The organism is Mycobacterium sp. ITM-2016-00316, from assembly GCF_002968335.2.
In the GTDB taxonomy this organism is placed as follows: domain Bacteria; phylum Actinomycetota; class Actinomycetes; order Mycobacteriales; family Mycobacteriaceae; genus Mycobacterium.
On sequence record NZ_CP134398.1, the window covers coordinates 4,975,712 to 4,994,772 of the forward strand.

The 19,061-nt window shown below is 68.0% G+C and carries 20 protein-coding genes; 12 read left to right on the forward strand and 8 right to left on the reverse strand.

All coding sequences use genetic code 11. From position 1 onward, the window contains the following. Window position 1: 1 nt before the first annotated feature. Window positions 2-1,033 (reverse strand): diiron oxygenase, encoded by a 1,032-nt coding sequence (locus tag C6A86_RS23950; protein ID WP_105364623.1) that lies wholly within the window; start codon window positions 1,031-1,033, stop codon window positions 2-4. A 243-nt stretch (window positions 1,034-1,276) separates the two neighbouring features. On the opposite strand from C6A86_RS23950, the gene C6A86_RS23955 reads away from it, so the two are divergent. The 3 genes from C6A86_RS23955 (at window position 1,277) to sepH (ending at window position 4,427) form a co-directional block, all read left to right on the forward strand. After that, the gene (locus C6A86_RS23955; protein ID WP_105364624.1) at window positions 1,277-2,269 is read left to right on the forward strand and encodes an SPFH domain-containing protein; all 993 of its coding nucleotides are present in this window, start codon (window positions 1,277-1,279) and stop codon (window positions 2,267-2,269) included. 28 nt (window positions 2,270-2,297) lie between these two features. After that, the gene (serC, locus tag C6A86_RS23960; protein WP_105364631.1) at window positions 2,298-3,404 is read left to right on the forward strand and encodes a phosphoserine transaminase; all 1,107 of its coding nucleotides are present in this window, start codon (window positions 2,298-2,300) and stop codon (window positions 3,402-3,404) included. Between the two features lie 78 nt (window positions 3,405-3,482). Next, the gene (gene sepH, locus C6A86_RS23965) at window positions 3,483-4,427 is read left to right on the forward strand and encodes a septation protein SepH (RefSeq protein ID WP_105364625.1); all 945 of its coding nucleotides are present in this window, start codon (window positions 3,483-3,485) and stop codon (window positions 4,425-4,427) included. Window positions 4,428-4,461: 34 nt separating this feature from the next. On the opposite strand, the gene C6A86_RS23970 is transcribed toward sepH, so the two are convergent. Beyond that, window positions 4,462-6,159: an HNH endonuclease signature motif containing protein gene (locus C6A86_RS23970; protein WP_105364626.1), complete on the reverse strand. Its 1,698-nt coding sequence runs from the start codon at window positions 6,157-6,159 to the stop codon at window positions 4,462-4,464. A 245-nt stretch (window positions 6,160-6,404) separates the two neighbouring features. On the opposite strand from C6A86_RS23970, the gene C6A86_RS23975 reads away from it, so the two are divergent. From C6A86_RS23975 to C6A86_RS23985, 3 genes are read left to right on the forward strand one after another with little or no spacing between them, the layout of a single operon-like run. Continuing rightward, the gene (locus C6A86_RS23975) at window positions 6,405-7,586 is read left to right on the forward strand and encodes a glycosyltransferase (protein ID WP_105364627.1); all 1,182 of its coding nucleotides are present in this window, start codon (window positions 6,405-6,407) and stop codon (window positions 7,584-7,586) included. A gap of 29 nt (window positions 7,587-7,615) precedes the next feature. After that, window positions 7,616-9,808, forward strand: a complete 2,193-nt coding sequence (helR, locus tag C6A86_RS23980) for an RNA polymerase recycling motor ATPase HelR (RefSeq protein WP_311100898.1) — start codon at window positions 7,616-7,618, stop codon at window positions 9,806-9,808. An 18-nt stretch (window positions 9,809-9,826) separates the two neighbouring features. Then, window positions 9,827-10,612 (forward strand): TIGR03620 family F420-dependent LLM class oxidoreductase, encoded by a 786-nt coding sequence (locus tag C6A86_RS23985; protein WP_105362097.1) that lies wholly within the window; start codon window positions 9,827-9,829, stop codon window positions 10,610-10,612. Here C6A86_RS23985 and C6A86_RS23990 read toward each other — a convergent pair. The 3 genes from C6A86_RS23990 to C6A86_RS24000 are packed head-to-tail and all read right to left on the reverse strand — an operon-like array spanning window position 10,609 to window position 12,126. Then, window positions 10,609-10,878, reverse strand: coding sequence for a DUF2537 domain-containing protein (locus tag C6A86_RS23990; RefSeq protein WP_105362098.1), 270 nt, complete (start codon window positions 10,876-10,878; stop codon window positions 10,609-10,611). The genes C6A86_RS23985 and C6A86_RS23990 overlap by 4 nt on opposite strands. Further along, a complete protein-coding gene (locus tag C6A86_RS23995; RefSeq protein ID WP_105362099.1) occupies window positions 10,875-11,705 on the reverse strand; it encodes an RNA methyltransferase in 831 nt (276 codons plus the stop codon). Before C6A86_RS23995 ends, C6A86_RS23990 begins: the two co-directional genes overlap by 4 nt. Next, entirely contained in the window at window positions 11,692-12,126 is a 435-nt protein-coding gene (locus tag C6A86_RS24000) for a MarR family transcriptional regulator (RefSeq protein WP_105362100.1), read from the reverse strand. The genes C6A86_RS23995 and C6A86_RS24000 overlap by 14 nt, the downstream gene beginning before the upstream one ends. Window positions 12,127-12,170: 44 nt before the next feature. Here C6A86_RS24000 and C6A86_RS24005 point away from each other — a divergent pair, with 44 nt between their 5' ends. Further along, window positions 12,171-12,422, forward strand: coding sequence for a DUF2530 domain-containing protein (locus tag C6A86_RS24005; protein WP_105362101.1), 252 nt, complete (start codon window positions 12,171-12,173; stop codon window positions 12,420-12,422). A 16-nt stretch (window positions 12,423-12,438) separates the two neighbouring features. Continuing rightward, on the forward strand, window positions 12,439-12,894 hold the full coding sequence (locus C6A86_RS24010) for an SRPBCC family protein (protein WP_105362102.1): 456 nt from the start codon (window positions 12,439-12,441) through the stop codon (window positions 12,892-12,894). A 34-nt stretch (window positions 12,895-12,928) separates the two neighbouring features. Here the strand turns inward: C6A86_RS24010 and C6A86_RS24015 are convergent, their stop codons facing one another. Beyond that, window positions 12,929-13,714 carry a DUF3027 domain-containing protein gene (locus tag C6A86_RS24015; protein ID WP_396834192.1) on the reverse strand — a complete coding sequence of 262 codons (786 nt, stop codon included), beginning with the start codon at window positions 13,712-13,714 and terminating at the stop codon, window positions 12,929-12,931. Window positions 13,715-13,864: 150 nt separating this feature from the next. On the opposite strand from C6A86_RS24015, the gene C6A86_RS24020 reads away from it, so the two are divergent. Beyond that, window positions 13,865-15,469, forward strand: coding sequence for an MFS transporter (locus C6A86_RS24020; protein WP_105362110.1), 1,605 nt, complete (start codon window positions 13,865-13,867; stop codon window positions 15,467-15,469). After that, window positions 15,466-16,002 carry a DUF2771 domain-containing protein gene (locus C6A86_RS24025; RefSeq protein ID WP_105362104.1) on the forward strand — a complete coding sequence of 179 codons (537 nt, stop codon included), beginning with the start codon at window positions 15,466-15,468 and terminating at the stop codon, window positions 16,000-16,002. Before C6A86_RS24020 ends, C6A86_RS24025 begins: the two co-directional genes overlap by 4 nt. Here the strand turns inward: C6A86_RS24025 and C6A86_RS24030 are convergent. Then, window positions 15,987-16,991: a glutathione S-transferase family protein gene (locus C6A86_RS24030; protein WP_105362105.1), complete on the reverse strand. Its 1,005-nt coding sequence runs from the start codon at window positions 16,989-16,991 to the stop codon at window positions 15,987-15,989. The two genes, C6A86_RS24025 and C6A86_RS24030, sit on opposite strands and share 16 nt — an antisense overlap. 88 nt (window positions 16,992-17,079) lie before the next feature. Next, window positions 17,080-17,490 (reverse strand): cold-shock protein, encoded by a 411-nt coding sequence (locus C6A86_RS24035; RefSeq protein ID WP_105362106.1) that lies wholly within the window; start codon window positions 17,488-17,490, stop codon window positions 17,080-17,082. A gap of 120 nt (window positions 17,491-17,610) precedes the next feature. On the opposite strand from C6A86_RS24035, the gene C6A86_RS24040 reads away from it, so the two are divergent. Both C6A86_RS24040 and moaA read left to right on the forward strand, forming a co-directional pair. After that, on the forward strand, window positions 17,611-18,009 hold the full coding sequence (locus C6A86_RS24040; RefSeq protein WP_105362107.1) for a YccF domain-containing protein: 399 nt from the start codon (window positions 17,611-17,613) through the stop codon (window positions 18,007-18,009). Continuing rightward, window positions 18,006-19,061 carry a GTP 3',8-cyclase MoaA gene (gene moaA, locus C6A86_RS24045; RefSeq protein ID WP_105362108.1) on the forward strand — a complete coding sequence of 352 codons (1,056 nt, stop codon included), beginning with the start codon at window positions 18,006-18,008 and terminating at the stop codon, window positions 19,059-19,061. The genes C6A86_RS24040 and moaA overlap by 4 nt, the downstream gene beginning before the upstream one ends.

The window sequence follows — 19,061 nt, forward strand, 5'->3', positions numbered from 1 at the left end:
CCTAGGACGCGACCGAGACCAGGTGCTCGCGCTGGGGCTCGCTGCGGTAGCGGCTGGGTGCGCCGTCGATGCGGCACATCTTCCACACCAGCTTGGCCAGCGGGTTCATCAGTCCGGAGTCGGTGGCCAGCATCCGTACATCACCGAACATGTCACGCAGCATCTGGCGCGACTCCGGCGATCGGAAAAAGATCTCCTTGCGCACCGAACGCGGAATGTCGAATTTCTTCCAGAACGCCCGCGGCGGAACGATGATGGCCGAACACAGCACGCGCATCACGACAGGCACATAGAGCGACAGCCAGAACCGCTTCGCCCTGGACAGATGCGGAACACGCTTGCGCAGGTACTCGTGGGCAAACGAGATGTGCCGGGCTTCCTCGGCGACGTGGATCGCCATCACGCGCTCCATGATCGGGTGCAGCGCCTTTCCCTCGCGGAGCACGTTCTTCTGCGTGTGGTCGATGGGCTCTTCGCCCGCGAGGATGCCGAACCAGAACGGAATCGGCGCCGGTCCGGCGACCAGCGGGATCGTCGGCTGAATCCACTTGAGCAGCTTTGGCATCCCCGGCACGTCGGCGCCGATGTGGTTCACCATCTCCTGGAACATCAGGGTGTGGTTGCACTCCTCGACTGCCTCGTGCAGGCAGTACCGGTACTCCGGTGAGCCGTTGGGCACCCAGAACGAGTACTCCATGAGCCCGCGGATCAGGATGTTCTCGAAGTGCAGGCCGACCTTGGCGACGTTGGCCTGGCGCCACATACCGATCTCGATCTGGCGCTCCACCGGCTGACTCTGGTACCAGGCGTGCTTACCGATCGGATCGGTCGCGGGCAGAATCCAGCGCTCGTCGTCGGGGATCACGGCGAACTCCGGCGAATCCCAGTCGATATCCGTATACGGATTGAAGTTCCGGCGCACCGACCCCTCCGAGAGGGTGGTCAGCATGTCGACGTACTCAGTGTCGTCGCTGACGTCCATGTTCTTGCGCCACCGACGGATCGTGCGTGTCCTGGCTTCTTTGACAGCCATTCGGGGGCCTCCATGCCTAACGTGAAATTTACATTCGGTTGCTTGCTGTCTAGGAACAGTACCCGCGGTACCAGATTCTAACCAGGGCGTTTTCTCAGGTGTGGGCCACCGGCGTTATCCAGGTCACATGTGATGCAGATCATGTGATAACGCCGCTCGGGCGGCAAAAGTGGCATCTATCTGGCTAAGATCTGGCCGTCACTGTCGGCGACGTCACAGCTGACAGCTGGGAGGCGGGAAGCCATGAACATCAAGAATCGGTTCGGCGCAGGCGCCACCGTCAACAAGACCGGCGGCGGGAAGCGGAAGTTCGTCCTGATCGGACTCGGGATTATCGCCGCCGTGATCGGTGGGGTGATCCTCTCCAGCTGTGCCACCCAGATAGGCCCAGGTCAGACCGCGATCAAGGTCGATGACTATTTCCTGATCCCCGCCGATCCCAAGGTCGACGGCTGCATCGAGCCGGAGACGTCGGCGTTCAACCCGCCGGGCGGCTTCAAGGCCTACCGCTACCCGTCGCGGCAGATCAGCTGGGACGCGACCGGCAGCCCCGACTCCGAAGCGGAACCGACCATCGTGGTGTCCAACGCCACCGCACCCGCCGAGTTGCGGGTCCCGGTGGTCATCACCTTCGATCTGACCAGCGACTGCGGCATGTTGATGGACTTCCATCGCGATTTCGGCACCAAGTACCAGGGCTGGCTCGACAACGACGGCCTGGTCACCACCGGCTGGGTGAACCTGCTGCGCTACGTGATCGGCCAGCCGGCCGAGCAGGTGCTGATCAGCGTCGCGCAGAAATACACCTGGCGCGAAATCTGGAATGACGAGAAGGTGCGCATCGAGTTCCAGAACGCCCTGCGCGACGCGCTGCCCGGCGCGTCGCGGGCCCGCACCGACGGCCGGGAATTCTTCACCAACTTCCAGGTGACTGTCATGAAACCCGACCCGGTGGACGAGGGCCTCAAGGACGCCATCATCGCCGAGCAGAAGGCCATTGCCGATGCGCGCGCGGCCGAGGCCAAGGGTGTCGCCGATGCGAATGCCGCGCGGGCCAAGGCCGAGGCCGACAAGGTCACCGCTCAGGCCCAGACCGAACTGGCCCGACAGGTCGCGCTGCAGAAACAGGCCGAGATCGCCGGCTACCCCAATGTGGAGGCGTATCTGCGGGCGCTGGCGATCGAGAGTGGGCAGAACCCGTACCAGCCGACGTACGTGGTGCCCCAGGCCGGATGACATCGGCTCGGCCGATAATCTGGTGGTCATGGCCGAACTGACGATCCCCGCCGATATCAAGCCCAAAGACGGCCGCTTCGGCTGCGGACCCTCCAAGGTGCGCCCCGAGCAGCTGGCGGCTCTGGCCGCCGCGGGCGAACTGTTCGGCACCTCGCACCGGCAGGCACCGGTGAAGAACCTGGTCGGCCGGGTGCGCGACGGATTGCGCCAGCTGTTCGCGCTGCCCGACGGCTACGAGGTGATCCTGGGCAACGGCGGATCGACCGCATTCTGGGATGCCGCCGCGTTCGGGCTCGTCGACAAGAAGTCACTGCACCTGACCTACGGAGAGTTCAGCGCCAAGTTCGCGTCCTGCGTGGCGAAGAACCCGTTCGTCGGCGATCCGATCATCGTGAAGGCCGACGCCGGCAGCGCCCCCGAACCCGTTTCGGATCCGTCGGTCGACGTCGTCGCGTGGGCTCACAACGAGACGTCCACCGGCGTCGCGGTGCCGGTGCAGCGCCCGCCCGGTGACGCGCTGGTGCTCATCGACGCCACCTCCGCGGCCGGCGGTCTGCCGGTCGACATCCGCGACACCGACGCCTACTACTTCGCACCGCAGAAGAACTTCGCCAGCGACGGCGGCCTGTGGTTCGCGGCGCTCTCCCCGGCGGCGCTGGCCCGCATCGACGCCATCGCGGCCACCGATCGCTGGGTGCCCGACTTCCTCTCGCTGCCCATCGCGGTCGAGAACAGCCTGAAGAACCAGACCTACAACACCCCGGCGATCGGCACCTTGATTCTGATGGCCGAGCAGATCGACTGGATGCTGGCCAACGGTGGGCTGGACTGGGCCGTGAAGCGCACGGCGGATTCGTCGGCGCGGCTGTACTCGTGGGCCGAGACCTCCTCGTTCGCAACGCCGTTCGTGACCGATCCGAAGCTGCGGTCCCAGGTTGTCGGCACCATCGATTTCGCCGATTCGGTGGATGCCGCGGCGGTCGCCAAGGCGCTTCGGGCCAACGGCATCGTCGATACCGAGCCGTACCGGAAGTTGGGCCGCAACCAGCTGCGGGTCGCGATGTTCCCGGCGGTCGATCCCGAGGATGTCAGTGCGCTGACGGCGTGCGTGGATTGGGTTGTGGAGAGAATCTGAGCACGGTGCCTCCAGCAATCTGCGTGTCTGCGCGGTAACGGGCGGATAACAAAGTAGGGTGCGCGATGGAGGTGCACTATGCGGGAACTCAAGGTCGTCGGGCTCGACGTGGACGGCAAGCGGCTCATCTGCGAGGCCCCCGACTCCGGTGACAATTTCGCCATTCGTGTCGACAACCGTCTGCGGGCCGCCGTGCGCGGCGACAAGGCCACCTCCAATCAAACCGAGATCGAGGTCGAGGTGAGCCCAGGCTTGCGTCCCAAGGAAATCCAGTCCCGCATCCGCGCGGGTGCTTCCGTGGAGCAGGTCGCCGCGCTGGCCGGTGAGGACATCGACCGGATCCGACGGTTTGCCAACCCGGTACTGCTGGAGCGCTCGCGAGCGGCCGAACTGGCCACCGCGGCACACCCGGTGCTGGCCGACGGTCCGTCGGTGCTGACACTGCTCGAGACCATCACCACCGCACTGGTCTCCCGCGGCCTGGACCCGAACGCCACGAACTGGGATGCCTGGCGCAATGAGGACGGGCGTTGGACGGTGCAGCTGGCCTGGAAGGCCGGCAAGTCCGATCTGCAGGCCCATTTCCGCTTCACGCCCGGTTCCCACGGCGGCACGGTGGTGGCGTTCGATGACAGTGCAGCGGAGCTGATCGACCCGAGCTTCGCCCGACCGTTGCGCCCGGTGGCAGCCGTCGCCCAACTCGACTTCGAAGTGGCTCCGGTTGCGGTGCACGCCCCGGTGCGCCCGTCCCCGGCCCCGGTACACCCGTCTCAGGTGGTGCTGCCCCCACAGGCCCCCGCGCCCGTGGCCGCCGCTGCCCCTGTTACTCCCCCTGCACCGCAGTCCGCTCCGCCCGCGCCGGCCCCCGCACCGCAGTCCGCTCCGGCTGCCGCCGGCACCGAAACCGAGGTGGACGACGAGCCAGCGCCGACCGCGCCGAAGCGCCGTGCCCGCAAGGCCAAGCCGTCTGTCCCCGCGTGGGAAGACGTCCTGCTGGGCGTGCGGTCCGGCAACCAGCGCTGACCGACAACTGTCACGAGCAGCCGGCCCATCGCCCTCAGAAGGGTGGTGGGTCGCTGTCGTTGTCGGCGCGTTCGAGGGCGCGTTCGAGTTGGTTGCGTGCGCGTTCGGTGTTGATGCGCTGGGCCCGGTCTTGGGCGCGGGTGCGTTGTCGGGTCGGCATCGCTTTTCGACGGGGCGCGGTGGTGTCGCGGTCGGTGTCGTCGATGAGGCTGATCGCGCGTTTTCGCGGGATGGGTGTGTCAATGTTCCAGTGCGGGAACAGAATTGCCGCTCCGGGGGCTTTCTGGTAGCTGTGCCCGGTGGGTGCGCTCCACTGGATTCGGCCGTCGGGTTTCGCTGCCGGTTCCCAACCACCGAAAGTCTTGACCAAATGATGCAGACGGCATAGCGGCGCCAAGTTGCCGGGATGCGTGGCTCCCGCCGGCCACGGGGTCAGATGATCAAGGTCGCAGCGGTGCGCGGCCCGGTTGCAACCGGGGAAGCTGCAGGTCATCGAACGCATCCGGACGAACGCGGTCAGCGCGGCCGACGGCCGGTATCGGGGTTCGGCGGGGAGATCGGCGATCTCGGCGAGGGGTTTGATGGTGGCGCCGCCGGCGACCAGCTCGGCCAGCATGGCGGCGGGGATGATGGCGCCATCGAGCATCACCCCGGGGCTGGGATTGCACGCCGCAGGCTTGGCAGGCTGGGCGGTGGCCGCGGACTCGGAAGACTCGGTGCTGGCAGCCGGCGCGGCGGGCTCGGATGGTCCAGCGGGTTTGGACTCCGCGGCCGGTGTCTGCGGCTCGTGTTCCGGTGCGGCCGGCTCAGTCCCCGCAGTCTCAGGGGGTTGCGGTGCGGCGGGCTCGGAGTCCGGGGTGCCCGCAGCGCCGGGCGTGCTCTGCGGCGGGCTGTCCTCACCCGCGGCCGGCACCTGGTCGGTGAGCGCATAGATGGTGATCGCGCCGGCGCGCGGATCCTTCCCGCTGCCCGCACAGCCGGCATCCCCGCACTCACAGGCCAAGCGCTCCAGCGCCGGACCGACCACCCCCAGTGCAGCCAGGGCCGCGGCACGCAGCTCCCCGCGGCGACGCGGATCACCTGGGCAGACGGTGTCGGCCAGGTCGTTGAGGCGCTGTTCGAGGATCTTCTTGTCGGTAATACGCAGCCGCCCCCAGAACGAGGCCACCCCGTTCGGGTCATCCTTGTCATCGAACTCCACATAGAGATCCTTGGCGGCCCGCCGGGAGCGCACCACGGCTTCGGGGTCAAATTTCTCCACCCACAGATCCACCGCCCCGATCAGTTGCTTCTCCGAATGCGCCCCATACTCGCCCGCCTCACCGGAAATGGCGGTGTCGATCAACACCAGCGCATCCTCGTCGACGACCAAATGCGTGCGCCAAGTGATCGCATCGATCACCGTCGCCGAGATGACTCCGGTGGCGAACAGGGCGGCGGTGCGGGGTAGCCGGTCGCGCAGGGCTTGGGCGATACGCATCTGCTTGGAGGCGGCATAGGGGTTGAGGTTGCAGGCCGCGGCGACCGCGGCTTGGGTCCACGCCCAGCCATCGATGACCTGGTGGGCAACCGTGTCATCCTCGTCATCACACTGGCGGGCCACCACTTCGCCGATCAACGCCAACCGAGCCGCAGCCGCCCTGGCCTCAGCCTGGGTCATGGTGGTGACCGCGCAGATGAGCGCCTCATCGCTCAGCTCCGCGAGTGCGCCACGATCCAAGACTTCGAACATGTGTTCTATACTACTCGCGCCCCCGACGCAAGTCGAAGGTAGTTTTCGCGACCTGTGGATAACTGTGCCGCCCTCGCGGACCGCAGCGACACGAGGCGGGAACCAACAACCGGGCACAAAAAAGGGAAGGCCCTCGCCTTCCCACTCTCAATTTATAGCGCACCCCCGGGCTTGCGGCAAGACCCGGGTGATGCCGGAAAATCGCTCGCCTGAAAGGCAATTCACCACATCAGGGGGGCTACACCATGCGATTTCTGCTCTACACATTCGGTTCACGCGGGGACATCGAGCCGCTGCTGGCGCTGGCGCTCGAACTACAGAACCAGGGTGCGGAAGCCCTGGTCTGCGCACCGCCGGACTTCACCGAACTGCTCACGGCAGCGGGCGTCCCGATGGTGCCGACCGGCCCGTCGGTGCGCGAGCTGGTGCACGTCCAGAAGGCCACACACAAGGACGCTCCGGCGCTCGCCGCCGCTTTGGTGGCCACCCAGTTCGGGACGCTCGAACCAGCACGAACGTGTGACACCATCGTCGCGACCGGTTTGATGCCCGCCGGGATGCGCTCGGTCGCCGAACTGCTCGACCTGCCCTACCGGTGCGTGATGTTCACCCCACAGGTGCTGCCGTCTCCGGACTACCGCCCGCTGCCGCGACCGGGTACACCGTTGCCCGGGGACGAGACCGACAACCAGGTGCTGTGGGATCTGGACGCCGAGAAGGTCAACGCGCTCTACGGGCCGGCGCTGAACGAACACCGAGAAGCGAGGGGCCTGGCACCGGTTGACAACGTCCGCGACCACACGTTCACCCACACCCCGTGGCTGGCGTCCGATCCGGTGCTGAGCCCGCTGCACGAGCATCCCGGTTACGACGTCGTACAGACCGGCGCCTGGATCGTGCCCGATGAGCGCCCGCTGGCACCCGATCTGGAGGCCTTCCTCGATGCCGGTCCGCCGCCCGTCTACGTCGGCTTCGGCAGTGTGACGGCCCCCGAGCGGGCCGCCGAGGTGGCCATCGAGGCGATCCGGACGCACGGCCGGCGGGTGCTGATCGGCAGCGGCTGGGCCGGCCTGACCGCGTCCGCCCCGGACTGTCTCGTCATCGGCGAGGTCAACCAGCAGGCGCTGTTCCCGCGGGTGACCGCGGTGGTGCATCACGGCGGTGCGGGCACCACGACGGTGGCGGCGCGGGCCGGCGCCCCCCAGGTGGTGATTCCGCAGATCGTCGATCAGCCCTACTGGGCAGGCCGGGTCGCCGACCTCGGCATCGGGGTGGCGCATCCCGACCCGACGCCGACCGTCAACTCACTCACGGAGGCGCTTAGGCTGGTACTGACCCCCGAGACCCGAAACAGAGCGATCGCCGTGGCCGGCGTCATTCGCACCGACGGGGCGGCAATGGCCGCAGGGACGCTGCTGGGAGCATGATACATACCGTACGAAATAACAAGGGGCACATGACAACTCAGGACTATCAGGCGGAACTAGAGGCCGAGCGCGAATACGTGGCCGCGCTGTATGACCGGCTGGACGCCGAACGGGCGCGCGCCAAGGACCGCTACTCCGCGGCACTCAAGGGCGATATCGACAAGCAGGACGGTTCCACCCTGGTGAGCCGCGACGCCGACGTGCGCGCGCTGGGCAAAGAGGTCAGCAGGCTCGACGTGGCCGACAGCGGATTGTGCTTCGGCCAACTTGAGAGCATCGAGGGTGAGCGGTCCTACATCGGGCGGATCGGGCTGTTCGACAACGAGAACGACTACGAGCCACTGCTGCTGGACTGGCGGGCACCCGCGGCTCGGGCGTTCTACGTGGCCACCGCCGCCAGCCCGGAGAACATGCGGCGCCGGCGCCAGTTCCACACCCGCGGGCGCAAAGTCCTCGATTTCACCGACGAGGTACTGGGCCGCCCAGGACCCGATGAACCGGACGGGTCCAGTGACGCGGCCCTGCTGGCGGCAGTCAACGCGCCGCGCACCGAGGGCATGAGCGATATCGTCGCGACGATTCAGGCCGAGCAGGACGAGATCATCCGGCTCGATCAATCCGGGGTGCTCGTCATCGAGGGCGGTCCGGGCACCGGAAAGACGGTGGTCGCGCTGCACCGCGTCGCCTACCTGCTGTACACCCAGCGCGAACGAATGGAGCGGCACGGGGTGCTGGTCATCGGGCCCAGCCCGGCGTTCCTCAACCATGTCGGCCGGGTGCTGCCCTCGCTCGGCGAGACCAATGTGGTCTTCATGACCACCGGCGATCTGGTCCCCGGGCTGCACACCACTGCCGAGGACACCCCGGATGCCGCGCGGGCCAAAGGTTCGTTGAAAATGCTCGAGGTCCTCAAAGCCGCCGTCGCCGACCGTCAGCGCACCCCCGAGGAGCCGCTGCCCATCAAGCTGGCCGACGTCACGGTCGAGATCAACGCCGAGGCCGCGGCCTGGGCCATCCAGGAGGCGCGCGAGGCGGGTCTGCCGCACAACGACGCCCGGGCGGTGTTCACCGACGTGATCACCTGGGTGCTCACCGAACGCGCGATCGCACGAATCGGCAAGGGCTGGTTGACCCGTGACGACAAGCAGGCCTGGGAGCACCTACGCGCCGAACTGCTCGACGAGCTCGAAGATCACGACGCGTTCAAGGCCGCGCTGGACGAGCTGTGGCCGGAGCTGACACCGGAATCGCTGCTGGGGGCGCTCTACGAGTCCCCCGGACGGCTCGCGGCCGCTGGTGCCGATGAGTCGTTGTGGCGACAGGACGGGCGGGCCTGGACGGTGTCGGATGTCCCACTGCTCGACGAGCTGGTGGATCTGCTGGGCGGAATCAAACCCGATGCGGCCGCGGAGAAGGAACGCCAGGAGGAGGCGGCGTACGCCGCCGGCGTGCTGGACCTGATGGTGGCCCGCGAGGACCTGATGGACGACGAGGACCATCTGATCGCCGCCGACCTGATCGGCGCCGAGGAACTGGCCGACAGGTTTATCGAACAGGACAACCGCGAACTGGCCGAACGTGCTGCCGCGGACCGGGATTGGACCTACCGCCACGTGGTGGTCGACGAAGCCCAGGAGCTCTCCGAGATGGACTGGCGGGTGCTGATGCGGCGCTGCCCGGCCCGGTCCTTCACCATCGTCGGCGACCTGGCGCAACGTCGTTCCGAAGCGGGTGCGCGGTCCTGGGACGCCATGCTTGCCCCGCATGTGAAAAAGCGCTGGGCCTATCGGCCGCTGACGGTGAACTACCGCACCCCGGCGGAGATCATGGCCGTCGCCGCCGCGGTGCTGTCCGAGTTCGCGCCGGGCATTCAGCCACCGGAATCGGTGCGCTCATGCGGTGTGCAGCCGTGGTCGAAGAAGGTGAGCGAAGACGAACTTGAGATGGCCATCAAGGAATTCGTCGAAGACGAGGCTGCCCGCGAGGGCACCAGCGTGGTGATCGGGCCGCCCGGGGTGCCCGGCACGGTGCCGGCCGCGCTGACCAAGGGCCTGGAGTTCGACGCCGTCCTGGTGGTGGCACCGGAGCGGATCATCGCCGACGGTCCACGCGGAGCGGCCGAACTCTACGTGGCCCTGACCCGCGCCACGCAGCGCCTCGGCGTGCTGCACCACGGCGACCTCCCGCCAGCACTGAAAGGGCTTGACCTGAAGAACGCTTGAGGTTTTACGGTCTGATCCATGAGTGCGATCGGGCTGGCCAGCAGCAATCCCTACACCGACGATGCAGACGTCGTCACCGAGGAAGCACGCCACGCCCAAGACCTCGGATACGCCACCCTGTGGCGTTCCGGCGATCTGCCGATGGTCGCGGCGGCGGTGCGGGCCACCACCACCATCCCGGTGGCCACAGGGATCATCTCGGTGTCGCGGGTGCCGGCCGCCGACGTCATCGCGCTGCACGCCGACCTGGGACCCGGCCGGTTCGTGGCGGGAATTGGTGGCGCGCATGGCCCGCGGCCACTGCAGACCATCACCGGGTACCTCGACGAACTGGACGCGGCCGGCATCCGCGCCGGGGTGCTGGCCGCGCTCGGGCCGAACATGCTGGCGCTGGCGCGCGAACGTGCCGGAGGCGCGTACCCCTATTTGGTGACACCCGAGTATGTGGCGCAGGCCAGAAACCAACTCGGTGCGGACCGCACCCTGGCGGTGCTGCAGATGGTGATTCCGCTGAGCGACCGCGACGATGCGCGCCGCGCGGCAGCCGGCCCGCTGGAGTTCCTGGCGTGGAAGCCCGGCGGCTACCGCCGAAACCTGTTGCGCCAGGGGTTCACCGAAACCGATATCGATCAGGTGAGCGACCGGCTGCTCGATGGCATCACCGCCTGGGGTGAACCGCAGCGCATCGCCGAACGCGTTGCCGAGTACCACGCGGCCGGCGCCGATCAGGTGGTGCTGCGCATCGTCGGCGCGGATGACATCGTCGCGTGGCGCTCGAAACTTGCTGCGGCGCTGATCGATTAAGAGAAAGCGAGGGCCAGCGCGACAATCCAGCCGACCGCCACCCCGACCGCGGATCCCAACACGAACCACCGCAAGACCGGCTTGCGGCGCCAGCCCCACACCGTGGGCGCCAAACCTCCGACGGCGACCAGATTGAGGCCCACCGCCAGCAGCGGATGGATGCTGATCAACCCGCGGCTCAGGACCACGATCGCCACGCCCACCACCGCGGCCACGAAGGCCGCCACCGTCAGGCCGGTGCCCCAGGGAGTCTCGGCTTCGGTCACGGGTCCAACCTAGCGCGCTCATAGAAGGCCAGCGCGGCGGCGGTGGCGACGTTCAGTGAATCGGTGCCCCGCGCCATCGGGATGCGCACCCGCACATCGGCGGAGCGCATGGTGTGCTCCTTGAGGCCCGGCCCCTCGGCGCCGACCATCATCGCCACCTTGTCCCCCGCCAGGTCGGTCATCGCCGATGCCAGCGTCGGCGCGGCGGGATTCGGTGTCATCGCCAGTACCCGGAAGCCTTTGGTGCGCAACACCTCCAGATCTTCCGGCCAGGACGCTGCCCACGCGTAGGGCACCAGCAGGGCATGCCCCATCGAGACCCGCACCGCCCGGCGGTACAGCGGGTCCGCACATCCGGCACCGAAGAGCACACCGTCGACGCCCAGTCCGGCGGCGTTGCGGAAGATCGAGCCCAGGTTCTCGTGGTCGTTGACGCCCTCGAGCACCGCCACGGTGCGCGCATCCCCGATCACCTCGTCGACGGTCAGCTCGCCCGGCCGTGGCGCGGCGGCCAGCACACCGCGGTTGAGGTGAAACCCCACCGCGGCGGCCATCACCTCCGCGGTTGCCCGGTAGAACGGGACGTCGACACCGGTCAGGTCCTCGGTCAGCTCCCCCAGCCTGCGATCGGTGCCCAGCAGTGCGCGCGGGCGGAATCGGGAGGCCAGCATGCGCTGCACCACCAGCACACCCTCGGCGATCACCAGTCCCTTGCCGCTCGGCAGGTCGGGGCGGCGGTCGACGCTGTTGAGGTCGCGGAAATCATCGAGGCGCGGATCGGCGGGATCCTCGATATCGACTATGTGCGCCAGTTCAGGCGCCTTCATCCACGATGGCCAGCATCAGGTCCGCGGCGGCCAGCAGCGTGGCCCGCTCCGCAGCGGTCAACGCGGCCAGTCGCTGGGTCAGCCATTCCCGGCTGGCCCGGCGCTCGGCCTCGATGAGATCGACGCCGGCCGCGGACACCGAGACCAGCACCTGCCGGCCGTCGTCGGGGTGCGCGGACCGGTCGACGAACCCGAGATCCACCAGCGAGGCGATCACCCGGGTCATCGACGGGGGGCGGACCCGCTCGCGGGCGGCCAGCGCGCCGGGGGTCATCGGGCCCTCCTTGAACACCGTGGCCAGCGCCGACAACTGCGTGAGCGACACCGGCGAATCGGGCCGACGGAATCGGAGCTGACGTGCCAGCCGCACCACGGCCAACGACAGATCGCTCGGTAACCGGGCATCTACGTCGTCAGTCACAGGTCCGAACAATACCCAGCGGGCATCGGCTAGGTTGACATGCGATGACCGCGAATCCGCCGCCCGAGCCGCCTGCGCTGCCCGCGCGGTTGCTCGAACCGGCACCGGTGATCATCGTGCTCGCCCTCGGCTGGCTGATCGCCGTGGCGCTGGCCTTCACCGTTCCCGGCCTGCACGAGTGGCGGCCGATCACGATTGCCGGGCTGGGCGTCGGCCTGCTCGGCACCTCCATCTTCCTGCTGCAGCGTCGCTCCGCCCGTCGCGGTGACCGTGGTGCCCAGCAGGGTCTGACCTGACAACTCGAGGAGAACAATGGGAGCCCCGCTACTGCAGGCGCAGATCGACATCGCCGCTCCGCCGGCCACGGTGTGGGCGCTGATCTCGGACCTGAAGAAGATGCCGCAGTGGAGCCCGCAGACCCGGGCGATGAAGATGTTCGGCCCACTGCGCGTCGGCGCCAAGACGGTGAACTTCAACCGGCGCCGCCTGCTGGTCTGGCCGACCAGCAGCACCATCACCGTGGTCGAGCCGGAGCGCAAGCTGGCCTTCCGCGTCGATGCGAACGGCACCGAATGGAGCTACGAGCTCGAGCCGATCGACGGCGGCACCCGGGTCGTGGAAAGCCGCCGCGCACCCAACGGCATCAAGAAGTTCTCCACGGTCACGGTGAACGCCGTGATGGGCGGGGTGCCCAGCTTCGAGAACGAACTCGTCGAGGGGATGAACGAGACGCTGAGTCGGCTCAAGGCCGCTGCCGAAGGCGCCTAGGCCCATCGATCAGGCCGCCGCCGAACGCGCCTGGCTAGGTGTTCAGGTCGAGCACGCCGTCGTCATACGGCACGTAGAGCGGCGAACCGGTGCCCGCGGGCACCGGGGTGTCCGAATGGGCGCCGCAGCCGTATTCGCACTCCACGACGCGCCCGTCGGCGGACAACTCGTTGCAGCAGACCCCGAACAGCGTGCCCAGAGATCCGGACAGCGGGACGTAGAAACCACATTCGCGGCACGTCCGGCGGGTGGCGCGAGCCATCGCCGACGCCGGTCCGAACTCACCGTCATGCCAGCGCTCGGCGGCGTCGAGGCGGCCTTCCAGGCTGAGCACCCGGCGGCGGCCGAGTCCGACCTCACCGGCCAACTCGTCGAGTTCGGGATCGCCACTGGACATGTAGCCCGGCACCAGGCGCGGGTCGTCGGGCGGGGTGGCGAGCAGGTCGCCGGGGCCGAGGTCACCCGGCTGGACACGCTGATCCCAGGGCACCCACTGCGGCGCCAGCAGCGCCGTGGGGCCGGGGACCAGCACTGCTTCACTGATGGTCACATGGTCGGTGCCCGGATAGCCGGCCACCACGACGGCCCACTGCCAGCCCTGGTAACCGGGTAGCACGGCCAGGAAGCGGTGCGTGGCCGCCGTCTGATCGTCGAACACCGCGCCGAGGTACTCGCCCACGCTGTCGGGGCCACTGAGTTCCTCGACGGCGCTACGGGCGGTATCGACGGCGCCCATCAGCAGGGCCTCCAGTGCCGGCGGCCGTTCTTGCGGCAGCTCGATATCCGGGGCCTGCTCGGTCACTTCCGTCATGCTGTCCATCGGTGTCCATATTGCCTGACCATGCGCGCCAGAGCCACACCGGTGGCCTGCACGCCGTGGCCGCCGGTTTAAGGGACAATCGACAACGTGTCTTCCCGGGATCCCCGCTACTACCCGCCGCGGCCTCCGTCCGGCGACGAGCACCCCGGCATGGCGAACTATCCGAGCGACGGCGAAATGCCCCGCCGAGGGCAGATGCCCCGGGGTGGGCAGGGCAGCTCGCAGACACCGAGCGCCAACCGTTGGTTGCCGCCCCTTGACGACCACGACGCCGCGCGGCGCCGCACCGATCCCCCACCGAGGGCCGGCGCCGCCGCCGGCGAGCGCGTCACCGTCACCCGCGCGGCCGCCCAGCGCAGCCGGGAGATGGGTTCCAAGATGTACGGGCTGGTGCACCGGGCCGCCACCGCCGATGGCGCAGACAAGTCCGGGCTGACGGCGCTGACGTGGCCGGTGGTCGCGAACTTCGCCGTCGACGCCGCCATGGCCGTCGCACTGGCCAACACGCTGTTCTTCGCCGCGGCCTCCGGGGAGAGCAAGAGCAAGGTCGCGCTGTACCTGCTCATCACCATCGCTCCCTTCGCGGTGATCGCGCCGCTGATCGGTCCGGCGCTGGACCGTCTGCAGCACGGCCGCCGGATCGCACTGGCGATGTCGTTTGCGGCCCGCACCGTGCTCGCGGTGGTGCTGATCGCCAACTATGACGGTGCCACCGGCAGCTTCCCGTCCTGGGTGCTCTACCCGTGTGCGCTCGGAATGATGGTGCTTTCCAAGTCATTCAGCGTGTTACGCAGCGCGGTGACGCCACGGGTGCTGCCGCCGACCATCGATCTGGTCCGGGTGAACTCCCGGCTGACGACGTTCGGCCTGCTCGGCGGGACGGTGATCGGCGGCGGCCTGGCGGCCGGCGCGGAGTACCTGTTCAACATGTTCGAGCTGCCCGGGGCGCTGTACGTACTGGTGGCCGCGACCGTCGGCGGCGCCTTCCTGGCGATGCGGATCCCGAAGTGGGTCGAGGTCACCGCCGGTGAGGTGCCGACCACCCTGAGCTACCACGGCGGTACCGATCAGCTGCGTCGTCATCCGGAGCGTTCGGCGGCACGGCAGCCGCTGGGCCGCAACATCATCACCTCGCTGTGGGGTAACTGCACCATCAAGGTGATGGTCGGATTCCTGTTCCTCTATCCGGCGTTCGTCGCGAAGGCCCACGGCGACGGCGGCTGGGAACAGCTGCGCATCCTCGGCCTGATCGGTGCGGCCGCGGCGATCGGCAACTTCACCGGAAACTTCACCGCGGCCCGCCTCAAACTGGGCCGCCCGGCGCTGCTGGTGGTCCGCGCGGCGATCGCGGTGACGCTGTCGGCCCTGGCCGCCGCGCTCACCGGCAACCTGATCGTCGTCGCGGTGGCCACCCTCATCACCTCGGGCGCCAGCGCCATCGCGAAGGCCTCCCTGGACGCCTCGCTGCAGGACGATCTTCCCGAGGAGTCGCGGGCGTCGGCGTTCGGCCGTTCCGAGTCGGTACTCCAGCTGGCCTGGGTGATCGGCGGGGCGACCGGAGTGCTGATCTACACCGAACTGTGGGCGGGGTTCACCGCCATCACCGCAATTCTCATTGTCGGGCTGGCGCAGACACTGGTCAGCTACAACGGCGCATCACTCATCCCGGGCTTCGGCGGCAACCGCCCGATCCTGGCCGAAACCGAAGGCGGACCCCTGAATTACTCCGGAAGCACCGCGGCGGGCCGACGATGAAGCGGGCGGTGGCGCTGCTCGCGGTGGTGGCGTTGCTCTCCACCGCGGGCACCGGCGTGCTGGTGTGGCAGCTGAGCAAGGACCACGGCCCGCGCTATCCCGAGATCAGCGCGTACTCGCACGGCAAAACGGTGCGGGTGGGGCCGTATTTCTACTGCGATGTGGTGAACCTCGACGCCTGCGAGAACCCGGAAACCACCGGCGAACTCACGGTGACATCGCGGGGTCCGGTGCAGCTTGCCGTGGATCCGCCCATCGCCGACGCGCCCTGGCTGCTGTTGCGCACCTATGAGGACGCCGAGGCTCCCGTCGCCCAGGAGTTCCGGCCGGGCGTCGCGCAGGCAATCACCGTGCCCAGCGTCGACGCGCTGTACGGCAAGCTGACCGGCATCGTGGTGCAGTTGCCGACGCTGGTGCGCGACGAAGCCGGCAACGAGTTCCCACTGCCGCACGCCGAGTGGTCGGTGCGGACGATCTGGGACCCGGCCGCTGAGTACTCGGAATCTGTGACGGACTTTCACCCGGCGGAGTGAGCGGCCGGGACCTCCTCACCGGATTTTGTCGGACCGGGCGGGGTTCCGTCACCGAAAGGCCTGCCGCCCATGGCTTCCCGACCGTGCGCGGCCAGCCAGTTCGCCAGGTCGGGCCCCTTCGGGACGACTTGGGTGGGATTGATGTCGGTGTGCACGATGTAGTAGTGCTGCTTGATCTGCACGAAGTCGGTGGTGTCCCCGAACCCGGGTGTCTGGAAGAGGTCGCGGGCATAGGCCCACAGCACGGGCATCTCGGCGAGCTTGGACCGGTTGCACTTGAAGTGCCCGTGATACACGGGATCGAACCGGGCCAGCGTGGTGAACAGCCGGACATCGGCCTCGGTGATGGTGTCGCCGACGAGATACCGCTGGGTGGACAGCCTTTCGGTCAGCCAGTCCAGGGTGGCGAAAAGCCGGTCATAGGCCTTGTCGTAGGCCTCCTGCGAGCCGGCGAACCCGCATCGGTACACACCGTTGTTCACCTCGGTGTAGACGCGCTTGGCGACCTCGTCGATCTCGTCGCGCAGATGCTCTGGGTAGAGCTGGGGCGCACCCTCGCGGTGATACTCGGTCCACTCGGTGGAGAAATCCAGGGTGATCTGCGCGAAATCGTTGGTGGCCACCGCGCCGGTGGGCACATCCACGATGGCCGGCACGGTGATGCCCTTCGGGTAGTCCGGATCGCGCTTGAAGTAGGCATCCTGGATCCGCGGGATCTTGAGGACCGGGTCGACGCCGCCGGGGTCGAGGTCGAAGGTCCAGCTGTTCTCGTCATGGGTGGGCCCGCAAAACCCGATGGACATGACGTCTTCCAGGCCGAGCAGACGCCGCACGATGATGGTGCGGTTGGCCCACGGGCAGGCCCGCGCAACGACGAGCCGGTACCGGCCGGGCTCGACGGGGTAGCCGTCCCGGCCGTCGGCGGTGATGCGGGTGCTGATGTAGTTGGTGTCCCGGTTGAACTCGCCCTGCTTGTTGACGTAGGTCATGGGCACCAGTGTTCCCGCCCGACGTCGAGTTGATGTCGATCAAACTCAAAATTCATCGACGAAAAGTCGACGCCGGGCGCAGCAGAACCTAGGCGTCGAGTTCGGCAGCGACAGCCTTGACGACCTCGGACACCCGGCGGGCGACCTTGCGGTCGGGGTACTTACCCTTGCGCAGGTCGGGCTGAATCGTGTTCTCCAGCAGGGTGATCAGATCGCCGACCATGCCGTGCAGCTCATCGGGGGTGTGCTTGTGTTCGACGGTCACCGCTTCGCGGCGCGTCTTGGCCAGGCTCGGCGGCGGGTCGATCAGCTTGACCTGCAGCGCCTGCGGACCACGACGCCCGGCAGCCAGTCCGAACTCCACCTTCTGCCCGGCCTTGAGTCCCTCGACACCTGCGGGCAGCGCCGACGAACGCACGTAGACGTCCTCGCCTTCCTCCTGAGAGAGGAAGCCGAAGCCCTTCTCGGAGTCGTACCACTTCACCTTGCCGGTCGGCACTGCTGTCACCCGTTCGTCGTGATAGATCGCATAAGTAATGCGTCCCGCCTGCGCAGGACGCAATTGCTGGCATCCTACTAGCCTCTCGGTAGGCTGACAGCGACAGCCTCGGAGGAGACCATGCGCCTGATCCTGAACATCATCTGGTTGATCTTCGGCGGCCTGTGGCTGGCGCTCGGATATTTCCTCGCCGGAATCATCTGCTTCATCCTCATCATCACGATTCCGTTCGGGTTCGCTGCCTTCCGGATCGGCATCTACGCGCTGTGGCCATTCGGCTACACCGTCGTGGACAAGCCGGGACCGCGGCCCGGTGCCGCCGTCGGCAACGTCATCTGGCTCATCGTCGCCGGTATCTGGCTGGCGATCGGGCACGTGCTGACGGCGATCGCGATGGCGATCACGATCATCGGTATCCCGCTGGCCATCGCGAACATCAAGCTCATCCCGGTGTCGCTGCTTCCGCTGGGCAAGGAGATCGTCCCCTCGGACCAGCCGTTCGCCGGGGTATCACGGTGACGTTGACCGATCTCGGACTGCCGATGCCGACCCGCCCGGTCGCCGCGGGCATGCCGGCCAGCGGCCCACTGCTGGATATCTACGGCCGCGCCGCGACCGACCTACGGGTGTCGCTGACCGATCGGTGCAACCTGCGCTGCACCTACTGCATGCCGGCCGAGGGCCTGGACTGGCTGCCCGACAGTCAGCTGCTCAACGCCGACGAACTGGCCCGCCTGCTGCGGATCGCGGTCACCCGGCTCGGCATCACCAGCGTGCGGTTCACCGGCGGCGAGCCGCTGGTCTCCCCGCACCTGGAGCAGACCATCGCTGCCGCGGCCGCCCTGCGGCCCCGCCCGGAGATCGCGGTGACCACGAACGGGCTGGGTCTGGCCAAGCGCGCCGCGAGACTCAAGGCGGCCGGGCTCAACCGGGTCAACGTCTCCCTGGATACCGTGAACGCCGAGCACTTCGCCCAGATCACCCGGCGCGACCGGCTGGCCGATGTGCTGGCCGGGCTGGCGGCGGCCGCCGACGCCGGGCTGGGACCGATCAAGGTCAACGCCGTGCTGGACCCGCGCACCGGCCTCGACGATGTCGTGCCCCTGCTGCGGTTCTGCCTGGAGCACGGATACCAGCTGCGGATCATCGAGCAGATGCCGCTGGACGCCGGCCATGAGTGGACCCGGGACAAGACGATCGACGCCGATATCGTGCTGACCACGCTGCGCAGGCATTTCGATCTGCGCCCCGATCCGGGCCCGCGCGGATCGGCCCCCGCGCAGCTGTGGCGGGTGGACGGCAGCGAGGGCACCGTCGGGGTCATCGCGTCGGTCTCCGAGTCGTTCTGCGGGGCGTGTGACCGCACCCGGCTGACCGCCGACGGTCAGATCCGCAGCTGCCTGTTCTCCTCCACCGAAACCGACCTGCGCGCCCCGCTGCGCGACGGCGCCGACGATGACGCGCTGGAGGCGGCCTGGCGGACGGCGATGTGGGCGAAACCGGCCGGGCACGGGATCAACGATCCGAGCTTCGTCCAGCCGGTCCGGCCGATGAGCGCCATCGGCGGTTGA